This window comes from Streptococcus sp. HF-2466 (assembly GCF_015594645.1).
Classification (GTDB): Bacteria; Bacillota; Bacilli; order Lactobacillales; family Streptococcaceae; genus Streptococcus; species Streptococcus anginosus.
In genome coordinates this window covers 11,704-24,521 of record NZ_JADNQU010000010.1, presented here as the reverse complement: position 1 = coordinate 24,521, position 12,818 = coordinate 11,704, and the positions used below count along the sequence as shown (strand labels likewise).

The 12,818-nt window shown below is 40.8% G+C and carries 11 protein-coding genes and 1 riboswitch; of the genes, 10 read left to right on the top strand and 1 reads right to left on the bottom strand.

What is annotated here, in order from left to right:
- Positions 1–65 precede the first annotated feature (65 nt).
- From tkt to IYQ91_RS07980, 10 genes are all read left to right on the top strand, one after another.
- A complete protein-coding gene (tkt, locus tag IYQ91_RS08025; RefSeq protein WP_195673555.1) occupies positions 66–2,042 on the top strand; it encodes a transketolase in 1,977 nt (658 codons plus the stop codon).
- A gap of 95 nt (positions 2,043–2,137) precedes the next feature.
- The gene (locus IYQ91_RS08020) at positions 2,138–2,626 is read left to right on the top strand and encodes a prolyl-tRNA synthetase associated domain-containing protein (RefSeq protein WP_003026974.1); all 489 of its coding nucleotides are present in this window, start codon (positions 2,138–2,140) and stop codon (positions 2,624–2,626) included.
- 102 nt (positions 2,627–2,728) lie between these two features.
- Positions 2,729–3,067 carry a preprotein translocase subunit YajC gene (gene yajC / locus IYQ91_RS08015; RefSeq protein WP_195673554.1) on the top strand — a complete coding sequence of 113 codons (339 nt, stop codon included), beginning with the start codon at positions 2,729–2,731 and terminating at the stop codon, positions 3,065–3,067.
- 344 nt (positions 3,068–3,411) lie between these two features.
- On the top strand, positions 3,412–4,161 hold the full coding sequence (locus IYQ91_RS08010; protein WP_106101049.1) for an isoprenyl transferase: 750 nt from the start codon (positions 3,412–3,414) through the stop codon (positions 4,159–4,161).
- Between the two features lie 8 nt (positions 4,162–4,169).
- Complete coding sequence (locus tag IYQ91_RS08005; RefSeq protein WP_195673553.1) at positions 4,170–4,973, top strand: phosphatidate cytidylyltransferase; 804 nt, start codon at positions 4,170–4,172, stop codon at positions 4,971–4,973.
- Positions 4,974–5,413: 440 nt separating this feature from the next.
- Positions 5,414–6,685, top strand: a complete 1,272-nt coding sequence (locus tag IYQ91_RS08000; protein WP_022526850.1) for a M50 family metallopeptidase — start codon at positions 5,414–5,416, stop codon at positions 6,683–6,685.
- Between the two features lie 37 nt (positions 6,686–6,722).
- Entirely contained in the window at positions 6,723–8,582 is a 1,860-nt protein-coding gene (locus tag IYQ91_RS07995) for a proline--tRNA ligase (RefSeq protein WP_195673552.1), read from the top strand.
- A 267-nt stretch (positions 8,583–8,849) separates the two neighbouring features.
- Positions 8,850–9,488: a CPBP family intramembrane metalloprotease gene (locus IYQ91_RS07990; RefSeq protein WP_174721346.1), complete on the top strand. Its 639-nt coding sequence runs from the start codon at positions 8,850–8,852 to the stop codon at positions 9,486–9,488.
- Positions 9,489–9,554: 66 nt separating this feature from the next.
- Positions 9,555–10,856: a bifunctional folylpolyglutamate synthase/dihydrofolate synthase gene (locus tag IYQ91_RS07985; RefSeq protein ID WP_195673551.1), complete on the top strand. Its 1,302-nt coding sequence runs from the start codon at positions 9,555–9,557 to the stop codon at positions 10,854–10,856.
- 58 nt (positions 10,857–10,914) lie between these two features.
- Positions 10,915–11,004: riboswitch (THF riboswitch) on the top strand.
- Between the two features lie 33 nt (positions 11,005–11,037).
- A complete protein-coding gene (locus tag IYQ91_RS07980) occupies positions 11,038–11,607 on the top strand; it encodes a folate family ECF transporter S component (RefSeq protein ID WP_195673550.1) in 570 nt (189 codons plus the stop codon).
- Between the two features lie 66 nt (positions 11,608–11,673).
- Here IYQ91_RS07980 and pepA read toward each other — a convergent pair whose 3' ends face one another.
- Positions 11,674–12,738, bottom strand: coding sequence for a glutamyl aminopeptidase (gene pepA / locus IYQ91_RS07975; RefSeq protein ID WP_195673576.1), 1,065 nt, complete (start codon positions 12,736–12,738; stop codon positions 11,674–11,676).
- Positions 12,739–12,818 lie beyond the last annotated feature (80 nt).

Here is a 12,818-nt window from a genome sequence, read left to right as displayed (position 1 = left end):
TTTTCATATAATGATAGTGTAGAATAATTGCTACTGAAAGGGTAGTATTATAAAAGGAGAATTCAATGTCAAATTTATCTGTCAATGCCATTCGTTTTTTGGGAATTGATGCTATTGAAAAATCAAAATCTGGTCACCCAGGTGTTGTCATGGGCGCAGCTCCGATGGCTTATGACTTGTTTACCAAGCAAATGCGTGTGAATCCAGAAGTACCAAATTGGGTCAATCGCGATCGTTTTGTATTATCAGCAGGCCACGGCTCTATGCTGCTCTATGCACTTCTTCACTTGTCTGGTTTTCAAGATGTCACAATGGACGAAATCAAGAACTTCCGTCAATGGGGTTCTAAGACGCCTGGACATCCAGAATTTGGACACACGGCTGGTGTAGATGCGACAACTGGACCCCTTGGTCAAGGAATTTCGATGGCAACTGGTTTTGCGCAAGCAGAACGTTTCCTAGCTGCTAAGTACAACCGTGAAGGCTATACTATCTTTGACCACTATACCTATGTCATCTGTGGTGACGGGGACTTAATGGAAGGTGTGTCTGCTGAAGCGGCTTCTTATGCTGGACTGCAAAAGCTAGATAAGCTCATCGTTCTTTATGATTCAAACGACATCAATTTGGACGGAGAAACGAAAGATTCCTTTACAGAAAGTGTTCGTGACCGTTACAATGCTTACGGTTGGCACACAGCTTTGGTTAAAGATGGAACAGACTTAGAAGCGATCAATGCGGCGATTGAAGCTGCAAAAATTTCTGGCAAACCTTCCTTGATTGAAGTCAAAACGGTCATTGGTTATGGCTCACCAAATAAACAAGGGACAAATGCTGTTCATGGAGCACCTCTTGGTGCAGAAGAAGCAGCCGCTACTCGCAAAGCTCTTTCTTGGGATTACGCACCATTTGAAATTCCAGAAGAGGTGTACGAAGATTATCGGGTTAATGTTGCAGAACGCGGCAAAGCTGCTTATGATGCTTGGGCAAAACTCGTTGAAGAATACAAACAAGCCTATCCTGATTTAGCTGATGAAGTTGCTGCCATTATTGCGGGACAAGACCCAGTTGAGATTCAGCCAGAAGATTTCCCAGTAGTAGAAACAGGTTTCTCACAAGCCACTCGTAATTCTAGCCAAGATGCTTTAAATGCTGCTGCAAAAGTTCTCCCAACTTTCCTTGGTGGCTCTGCTGACCTTGCTCATTCTAATATGACTTATATCAAAGAAGACGGTTTGCAAGATGATGCCCACCGTCTTAACCGCAATATTCAATTCGGTGTGCGTGAATTTGCTATGGGAACTATTTTGAATGGTATGGCGCTTCACGGGGGACTTCGTGTTTATGGCGGTACGTTCTTTGTCTTCTCAGACTATGTTAAAGCGGCTGTTCGCTTGTCAGCTCTGCAAGGTTTGCCTGTGACCTATGTCTTTACACATGACTCAATCGCAGTTGGTGAAGACGGTCCAACTCATGAGCCGATTGAGCATTTAGCAGGACTTCGTGCCATTCCAAACCTCAATGTTTTGCGTCCAGCAGATGCGCGTGAAACACAGGCGGCTTGGTACTTGGCACTCAAGAGTCAATCAACCCCGACAGCTCTTGTTCTCACCCGTCAAAACTTGACAGTTGAAGCTGGAACTGACTTTGACAAGGTGGCGAAAGGAGCTTATGTTGTATATGAAACAGCAAATGGTTTTGATACAATTCTTCTGGCATCTGGTTCTGAAGTTAACTTAGCTGTTGCAACTGCTAAAGAGTTGGAAGTACAAGGAGAAAAGGTTCGTGTTGTCAGCGTACCGTCAACAGACATCTTTGATGCACAAGACGCTGCTTACAAAGAAGAAATTTTACCAAATGCAGTTCGTCGCCGTGTTGCTATCGAAATGGCTGCAACCCAGTCTTGGTACAAATATGTCGGACTTGACGGAGCTGTTATCGGTATTGACAAATTCGGTGCTTCTGCTCCAGCTGCTAAGGTAATGGAAGAATATGGTTTCACCGTTGCTCATGTCGTAGAAGTTGTGAAAAATTTGAAATAGTAACTATCAAGAAGAACCGAGGCTTGCTTTGCTTCGGTTTTTCTAACTAGAAATGCTATAATGAAAATAGGAAATTTTATCTCGGAGGTGTGAAGATGACAAAGGAAAGTATGATTTATCAGCTGTTGGATGAATTGAAAATTTCTTATAATCGTCTGGATCATGAACCAATTTCTTCCGTTATTGAGGCGGCTGAAAAAGGAATTGTCTTACCGGGGCAACAGGTCAAAAATCTCTTTTTGAAAAATAAAAAGGGACGTCAATTTTATTTGGTCATTTTGCGGGACGAAAAAACGGCAGATATCAAGCATTTGGCAGAAATCCTTGATGAAAAACGATTATCATTTGCCAATGATAAGGAGCTGGAGGAGCTTTTACAGGTAGAGCCAGGTGCGGTTACACCCTTTGGGCTGCTTTTTGATAAGGAAAAGAAAGTCCAGCTGATTGTGGACGAGGAGGTTGATCCGAACTTGACCGTGGGTTTTCATCCTTTTGTCAATACAACAACGCTCAATATCGCTTATGCTGACTTTTTACGCTTTTTGGAAAAAGCAGAGCATACTGTCAAAAGAATTCGCTGCTAGTCAGGCTTAAGGAGGAATCCTTTTAGAAATTTCAGCCCCTCCTTGTAAATTCTCTAGGAATCTGCTATAGTAGATAATATATGAAATCTAAAGGAGACTAAAATGGGTAACGGTTTTTCAATTTTAATCATGTTGGTTGTGATGATGGGCTTGATGTTCTTCATGCAACGTTCTCAAAAGAAACAAGCAGACAAACGGATGGAAAGCTTGAACAAACTACAAAAAGGATATGAAGTCATTACGATTGGTGGCTTGTATGGTACGGTTGATGAAGTTGATACTGAAAAGAAAATGGTTGTTCTCGATGTAGATGGTGTTTACTTGACATTTGAATTAACAGCTATTAAGACCGTATTGCCTCTCACAGAGGGAATCACAGCAGTTGCTGGTGCAGACGGAAGTGTTGATATGTCAGAAGATACAGCTATTGAAGAAGAATAGTAGTGTTTTAAGCTAGAAAAAGGGATTGGAGTTTCTCCAGTTCTTTTATTTTTGCTTGAAAGGTTTCTTTTACAATTTATAAGAATAATTCTTTTTCTACTTTGACGTCGCCAATTAGCTATTTTGATGCCAAAGCCCAACCAAGTAACAAATATTCCCTTAGCAGAATAGGAATTTTAAAAAGATAAAGCATTTAATTTTTATCGTAAAATAATGTGAAAAAGAAGTTGGAGCCAAAAATTTCTATGTTTCGGCTTCTTTTTTATCTGAAATTTATCATAAATCCCATTTTTAGAGGATTTATGATATAATGAAATGTAAAACTTTATTAGGAAAACAAGCAGATGTTTAGTTTTAAGAAAAAAGAAAAAATTGAAGTTCCATTACAAATCCCAAGACATATCGGTATTATTATGGACGGGAATGGTCGTTGGGCTAAAAAGAGAATGCAGCCACGCGTTTTCGGACACAAGTCTGGAATGGAAGCTTTGCAAAACGTTACCATTGCAGCTAAAGAGTTGGGTGTCCAAGTATTGACGGTTTACGCTTTCTCCACAGAAAATTGGTCGCGTCCTGAAAAAGAAGTCAGCTTTATCATGAACTTGCCGGTTGAATTTTACGACCGTTATGTGCCTGAGTTGCATAGAAATAACGTAAAAATTCAAATGATTGGGGATACGGAGCGGCTACCTAAGGCAACGTATGATGCGCTTTGCAAAGCAGAAGAATTAACGCGGCTCAACACAGGCTTGATTCTGAATTTTGCCTTGAATTATGGTGGTCGTGCTGAGATTGTTCAGGCGGTTAAAATGATTGCTCAAGATGTGTTAGATGCCAAGTTCAGTCCGGGCGAGATTGATGAAGAGATAATTGCCAATTATCTACAAACCAGCAATCTACCTCGATTATTGCGCGATCCGGATTTGGTCATTCGAACGAGCGGAGAATTGCGTTTGAGTAATTTCTTACCTTGGCAAAGTGCATATAGTGAGCTGTATTTTACAGACATTTTATGGCCGGATTTTGATGAGAAAGCTTTGAAAGCAGCTATTGAAGAATATAGTAAACGAAATCGTCGATTTGGCGGCGTGTAGGAGAATTTATGGATAAGGATTTACAAAGACGTGTTATTTTTGGCGGAGTGGCACTTGCTATCTTCATTCCAGTTTTGATGATAGGAGGCGCTCTTCTGCAAATTGGAATGGGGCTTCTAGCCATGTTGGGTGTTCATGAATTGCTGCAAATGAAAGGGCTGAGAAGTACCACACTAGAAGGTGTCTTAGCCATGTTAGCAGGTTTTGTGCTGACGATTCCACTCGAAAACTATTTGAAATTTTTGCCGGTAGACGGAAATGTTGTGGCCTATAGTTTAGTTGTTTTTCTTCTATTAGGCTCAACTGTTCTAGGGAAAAATTACAGTTTTGAAGATGCGGCTTATCCAATCGCTGCGAGTTTTTACGTGGGAATTGGCTTCAATGCTTTGCTAGATGCACGGGTGGCTGGTTTTGACAAAGTGCTCTTAGCCTTGTTTATCGTCTGGGCAACGGATAGCGGAGCTTACTTGGTCGGACGGAGATATGGCGTACGTCGCTTGGCTCCTCATGTTTCACCAAATAAAACTGTTGAGGGCAGCCTAGGTGGGATTGCTTCAGCAGTCCTTGTAACATTTATTTTTATGTTGTTTGATAGAAACGTTGCCGCACCTCATCATATGTTTGTTATGCTTCTTTTCACAGTATTCTTTAGTATTGCAGGTCAGTTTGGGGACTTGGTAGAAAGTGCAATTAAGCGCCATTTTGGAGTCAAAGATTCTGGTAAATTTATACCCGGACATGGTGGTGTGTTAGATCGTTTTGACAGCATGCTGTTTGTCTTTCCCTTGATGCATTTCTTTGGATTGTTCTAATGAGAATGGTGAAATGAAGTGGGACAGACTAATGTGATTGTTTTGTAATCACTCACAGAAAAATGAAATCTGAGAAGATGACATAAAAAATCAATATTTCGCAAGAAATTGATTTTGTCATTTTACTTTGTGCAGTTGACTAGGGTTTGGTCGTCATGCCTTGCGTAGCAAGGGATTAGAACTGCCACTCAACAGTGATTGATTGGCACTAAAGTATCTAATCAATTGTGCATAGGAACTCTAAATTGACTAAAGTCAACAGAGTTTCTCATTACTGCGTTTTGTTGTAAAAATAATTATTGTAAGAGTCTGGGAAACGTTCCTTCCAGCCTCTTTGTGAATGAACTTTATAAGGAAATCTTAAGCCGAGTGAAGTAATTTTGATTTGCTGGGTACAATTCAGTAAGATGATCATGTCAGAAAGTAGAAAGGTTGGTGTAATGCAGTCTGGTATTATAGGAATTATCACCTTTATCATTGTTTTTGGAATTATTGTAGTTGTTCATGAGTTTGGACATTTCTATTTTGCGAAAAAATCGGGCATTTTGGTGCGGGAGTTTGCTATTGGAATGGGCCCGAAAATTTTTGCTCATATCGGAAAAGACGGCACGGCCTATACTATTCGGATGTTACCGCTGGGTGGCTATGTTCGTATGGCTGGTTGGGGTGAAGATTCGACTGAGATTAAAACCGGAACACCTGCTAGTTTGACTTTAAATGAGGCAGGCAAGGTCGTCCGAATCAACCTTTCGGGCAAGAAAATTGATCAAACTGCTCTGCCGATGAATGTGACGGGCTTTGATTTAGAAAACAAGCTTGAAATCACTGGTTTGGTACTAGATGAACAAAAGACCTATGCGGTTGACCATGATGCAACAATCGTAGAAGAAGACGGCACAGAGGTTCGGATTGCTCCGCTTGATGTGCAGTATCAAAATGCTAGTTTAGGCGGGCGCCTCATTACCAACTTTGCAGGACCGATGAACAATTTCATTTTGGGGATTGTAGCTTTTCTGTTGTTGATTTTCATGCAGGGTGGCGTTGCCAATCCCAATACAAATCACATTCGTGTCTTACAGGACGGTGCCTTGGCACAAGCTGGTGTAAAAAATAACGACCAGATTTTAAAAGTTGGTCAAGCCGAAATTAAGAATTGGTCGGATTTGACCCAAGCTGTTCAGTCTGAGACGAAAAACAGTAAAGGGCAATCAGAACTAAATGTGACGGTTAAAAGCGGAAATAAAGTTCGAGAGCTGACAGTTAAGCCTAAAAAAGAGCAAGGAAGATATCTATTAGGAGTGATGCCGGGCTTGAAATCAGATTTTCCGTCTATGATCGCGGGTGGGTTTAGCATGGCTTGGAACGCTAGTTTCCGCATCTTTGACGCTTTAAAAAATTTAATTTTCCACCCAGACATCAATAAACTAGGCGGTCCTGTGGCGATTTACAAAGCCAGTAGTGACGCTGCTAAAGGCGGTCTTGAAAGTGTTATCGCTTTATTAGCTATGCTATCTCTAAATATTGGTATTTTTAATCTCATTCCTATCCCAGCGCTTGACGGTGGAAAGATTGTGCTCAATCTTCTTGAAGCCATTCGGCGCAAGCCATTAAAACAGGAAACAGAAACCTATGTCACTTTAGCAGGTGTCGCCATTATGGTGGTGTTGCTGATTGCGGTGACTTGGAATGATATTATGAGAACCTTCTTTTAAAAGGTGAATTCTAAATAATAAATAAAAGGAAGAATTTATGAAACAAAGTAAAATGTTAATCCCAACACTACGTGAAATGCCTAGTGATGCACAAGTCATCAGTCATGCACTTATGCTGCGTGCGGGCTATGTCCGCCAAATTTCAGCAGGTGTTTACTCTTACTTACCATTGGCTAATCGCGTGATTGAAAAAGTAAAAAAAATCATGCGAGAAGAATTTGAAAAAATCGGTGCGGTCGAAATGTTAGCTCCAGCCCTCCTTAGTGCTGACCTTTGGCGTGAATCAGGTCGTTATGATACCTACGGTGAAGATCTCTATAAGTTAAAAAATCGCGAAGGTTCAGATTTTATCTTGGGGCCCACTCATGAAGAAACATTCACCGCAATTGTACGGGATTCTGTAAAATCTTATAAGCAATTACCGCTTAATCTTTATCAGATTCAGGCTAAATATCGTGATGAAAAGCGTCCTCGAAATGGCTTATTGCGGACACGTGAGTTTATCATGAAAGACGGTTATAGCTTCCATGCTAATTATGATAGCCTAGATGTGACTTACGATGAGTATAAGACGGCCTACGAGAATATTTTTACACGAAGTGAGGTTGATTTCAAAGGGATTATCGGTGACGGTGGTGCTATGGGTGGAAAGGATAGCCAAGAATTTATGGCCATTACACCTGACCGTACCAATCTTACTCGCTGGGTTGTCTTGGACAAGTCAGTCTCTAGCTTTGATGAAATTCCAGCAGACGTACAAGAAGCTATCAAGGAAGAATTGACAGGCTGGTTGGTGTCTGGTGAAGATACTGTTGTTTATTCGAGTGAGTCAGGATATGCTGCAAACCTTGAAATGGCAACAAATGAATACAAACCAAGCAATCGTGTTGTGGCCGAAGACGAATTAACTCGTGTAGAGACTCCGGATTGCAAGTCGATTGATGAAGTTGCTGCCTTTCTTCATATGGATGAAAGCCAGACAATCAAAACGTTGGTTTATATTGCTGATGAAAAACCGATTGTGGCTCTGCTTGTTGGAAATGATCAACTGAATGAAGTGAAGTTGAAAAATTATTTGGGTGCTGATTTCTTTGAACCGGCAAGCGAAGAAGAAGTTCGTGAACTGTTTGGTGCAAACTTTGGTTCTCTTGGACCTGTTCATCTTCCAGAAGATGTTCAAATCATCGCAGATCGCAAGGTGGAGGACGTTCGCAATGCAGTTGTTGGTGCGAATGAAGACGGTTATCATTTGACAGGTGTCAATCCAGGGCGAGACTTCACAGCAGAATATGTAGATATTCGCGAGGTGCGTGAAGGAGAAGTTTCACCAGACGGACAAGGCGTTTTGAAATTTGCACGCGGCATTGAAATTGGACATATCTTTAAATTAGGAACTCGTTATTCAGAAAGCATGAATGCGACTGTTTTAGATGAAAATGGTCGTGCAGTTCCTGTCGTAATGGGCTGCTATGGTATTGGTGTCAGTCGCCTTTTATCAGCTGTTATGGAGCAACACGCTCGTCTCTTTGTCAATAAGACACCAAAGGGAGACTATCGCTATGCTTGGGGAATCAATTTTCCAAAAGAATTGGCACCGTTTGATGTGCATCTAATCCCTGTAAATGTCAAAGACGAGGGAGCTCTTTCATTGACAGAACAACTAGAAGCAGAGCTGCTCAAAGCTGGCTACGAAGTTTTGACAGATGACCGCAATGAACGCGCAGGTGTGAAATTCAGCGATAGTGACTTGATTGGCCTACCAATCCGTGTGACGATCGGGAAAAAAGCAGCTGACCGCATCGTTGAAGTCAAAATTAAAGCGACAGGTGATACCATTGAAGTGCATGTTGACAATCTTCTTGAAACACTTGCAATTTTAACGAAGAAAGATAAATAAATAGGTCTAAAACAAGAGCTAAATTATCATTCAAAAAACAGGAAAAATCTTAATTGGAGACAATCCGAAAGAGATTTTGCCTGTTTTTTTTTGAGTTGATACTTTGCGTCGACTTGTTGGCGTGGGACAAAGAAGGACTGTTGAGGGAAATGTGTTTTACTTTGCTTTCATTTTTTACTATTTGAAGATAAAAAATAACTTTTTAGGGCATCTTCTGAGGAAACCTTTGAAATATTTTATACTAAAAAGGTAGAAAAAGGAGTTGAAATGAGAAAGATAAAAAATATTCTTCAAATGAGTTTGCTAATCGTTCTGACACAGATTGCTTTGGTATTGTTGACGATGCCGTTGTCCAAATCATTGACCTTTCAGCAGTCCAGTTTTGTATTTTTGTTCATTCTATTTTCTTGTGGCTTGCTTTATTTTCGCTATTTTTCCAGAGAATTAACAGATTTTAAATCAGAGATCTTAACGGCTCGTTACTGGCCCCTCCTGCGATTATCCTATCTCATGATGGTATTTATCAATGCCATAGGAGTTTATCTGATGATTTTAGAGGGGACGGCAGCTGTTTCAGAAAGTCAACAATTGTTTATGAGCCTGTTCATCCACTCCTCTCTTTTTTTGCTGGGTGTTGATGTGATAGCTCTGGTGCCTGAGGTTCGGTCATCTATTATTCATCTTTTTGTTTCAAAAGATCAAGCAAGAATGAGTTTTGTGATAGGGAGTTTGTTATTTATCCTTTTACGAAATCCAGCTGACTTGGCTTGTTTTATCGTTTATACGGGCTTAGGATTTCTGTTTTCGCTCTTTATTCCCAAGCCACTTCCTCGTTTAGAGTTCTCCATTTTCAGTCATTTGGTGCGCAATAGCTTTTCTCTTCTTTTCCTGCTCATTTTTTGGTAAATTCCTTTTGTAGAAATCTCACTTCTATGATAAAATGAGAGCATTATAGATTGGATGAGAAGGACAATGATACAAAAGGAAGAACAGTTAGAATGGTTGCACCAACACCAAACAAAAGAGCCGCATTTAGGCTTAGAACGAGTGAGACGACTATTAGCATTGCGAGGTAATCCGCATTTACAAATCTCGGTCATTCACATTGCAGGTACCAATGGAAAAGGATCAACGATTGCGCATTTACGTCAGCTATTGCAAGTAAAGAAGTTGTGTATTGGAACGTTTACATCGCCTTATCTTCTTAACTATAATGAGCAAATTGCAATCAATGGTTTACCTATTTCAGACGAAGACTTTTATTCTTTGTTGCAATCTTATCAAGAGTTATTAAAAAAGCAGGTAGATGATACGGTATTGCAGGCAATAACAGAGTTTGAGATTATCACGGCGTTGGCTTATGATTATTTCTGCCAGCAAGAGGTAGATGTGGTCATAATGGAAGTAGGTCTGGGTGGTTTATTGGACAGTACTAATGTGTGTCGACCGGATTTGACAGCTATTACGACAATCGGACTAGATCACATGGCTATTTTAGGTACCACACTGGCAGACATTGCAGTGCAAAAGGCAGGTATTATCAAAGAGAGGGTACCAGTGGTGACAGGCAAGATTTCTTCAGAAGCACTGGCAGTTATTCACACTATTGCTCAGCAACGTCAGGCTTCTCATGTCCGCTATGGGAAAGATTATCAGGTAGAGTCTGTGCAACGCTTGGCAGAAGGAGAAAAATTTCGTTTTTCAAATGCATTTCGGCAGAAAGAAGACTATCAAAGTGTTCTTTTGGGCGTTCATCAAGTTGAGAATGCAGGACTTGCACTTGAATTATGCGATCAATATTGCAGCTTGAAAGGTTTACCATTGTTGAGTGAAAATGAGGTGCGACGAGCATTGAAACAAACGTATTGGCCTGCTCGCTTGGAGAAAATTACAAATGCACCGTTGATTTTGCTAGATGGTGCGCACAATCCTCATGCAATGAAAGCTCTGATAGCTTCCCTAGAAAGCTATTTCCCAGATTATCAAAAGCACATTTTATTTTCTTGTATTCAGACCAAGGCATTGGATGAAATGGTTGCTTTGTTAAAAACTGTTTCCAAATCTCAGTTATTTCTCACTACATTTGAGGATTCACGGAGTTTTTCAACAGAAGAAATGCAAGGTTTGGCAAAGCGAGAAAAGTTAGCATATGTAGAGTGGTTACCTTATTTGGAGCAATACAAAAAAGTCAAGCATGGAGAGAAAGAGCTGCTGCTCATCACAGGCTCTCTCTATTTCCTTGCAAATGTGAGAAAATATCTAATAAGCGATTAGGTAAAAGGAGGTTTTCTAAATAGTTAAAATGTGATAGAATGAAAGAGCAATTCATTTGCACAGAGTAAGTGGTCTGCGTTAAGTGTGTATGGATGGGATGTTGCCATACAACGAAACATTTGTGCGGTAGACCATTGCATCCGCTGTCATTTTGACGGCTCCCGAAAGAAAAGGAGCGAATATGAGAAAAAACTCGCCTAAGTTGTCGGTGCAACTTTTGGTTGCCCTTGCTATGATTGTAGCTCTCTGCTTTGTCTTAGAGAAGTTTTCAATCTTTGTCATCCCTCGTTTGTTGAAGCTGAGCCCAGCTTTCATTGGTTATACCCTTATGGGAAGTGTCGCTGGTCCGATTTTATCTGGTCTGGTTTCTGCCGTATATGATATGTTGTCTTTTTTCTTTTTGAGTCAAGGTCAACCGTTCATTATCTGGTTTACATTAATTGAGGGCTTGCAAGGTATTCTCTATGGTTATTTCTTTTATGGCAAAGAATTACGATTTGAACGGAAGAAAGACTGGTTTTGGGTGACACTAGCAACTGTCGCTGTTATGGGAGTGGGGACCTTTACCTTAACGCCCTTAGCTCTCCATTTACAATATGGAGTACCCTTTGTTGCACTATACGCTACTCGGGCATGGTCTGTTTTTGAAATTCCTTTACGAGTATTTGTGACAATGCTCATTGTCCCACAGTTGCAACGAATCCCCGAATTACGTAAATTGATGGGATTAAGCAATAAGCAAAAAAGATAAAAGCAGAAAAAAGGCTGAGACATTCTGTCCACAGCCTTTTCAAATACGAATTTTTAATCTAACGTATTAATAGTTTTTTATCAAATCAACGGTTGAACGATCCAACTTCTTAACAAGAGCTTGTAAGAAAGCTTGTGCTTGCAAAAAGTCGTCCATTGCGTAGAGCGTTTGATGAGAATGAATGTAACGTGCACAAACACCAATAGTTGTAGAAGGCACACCACCGTTTTTGAGATGAGCAGCGCCTGCATCGGTTCCGCCTTTGCCACAGTAGTATTGATACTTGATGCCTGCTTCTTCTGCCGTTGTTAGAAGGAAATCTTTCATATTTGGCAACATGAGGTGACCTGGGTCAAAGAAACGAATCAGAGTACCCTCTCCGATAGCTCCTTGGTCTCCATAAATGTCGCCAGCAGGCGAACAGTCCACTGCAAGGAAAACTTCTGGGTCAAACTTGGTCGTTGAAACATGAGCGCCACGCAAGCCGACTTCTTCTTGGACATTGGCTCCAACATAGAGTTCATTGCCAAGCTTTTGTCCAGATAGAGCTTGAACGAGTTCACTCACCATGAGCACGCCATAACGATTGTCCCAAGCTTTTGAGATAACGCTTTTCCCATTAGCTGTGAGAATGGCAGAACTGTCTGGTGCAATCGTATCGCCCGGACGAATGCCGTAGCTTTCAGCTTCTGCTTTATCAGCAAATCCACCGTCAAAAACAATATCTTCAATCCTTGGTAGACTTGGTCCACCTGTTCCACGAGTCAAATGTGGAGGAACAGATCCTGAAATAACAGGAATTTCATCTCCTGTACGATTAGACAATTTAAACCGTTGGCTGCTAACGACGAGTGGATTCCAGCCACCAATTTGTACCACACGAAATGTTCCGTCGGGTTTGATTTCACTCACCATGAAGCCAACTTCATCCATGTGGGCAGCTACTAAGACACGCGGTGCATCAACAGTTTCTGAATGTTTCACTCCAAAAATGCCTCCTAAGCCGTCAGTTATGACTTCGTCTACATGAGGAGTGATTTTTTTACGCAAATAATTGCGAACAGGCGCTTCATGCCCTGAAACGGCAGCAATTTCTGTTACTTCTTTGATTTTTGAAAATAATTCTGACATCATTAACCTTCTTTCTGTTCTTATTTTATCATTTTCTATCATAGTTGGGTAGCATTCAAAGATAAAAAACAGTAGTGTTT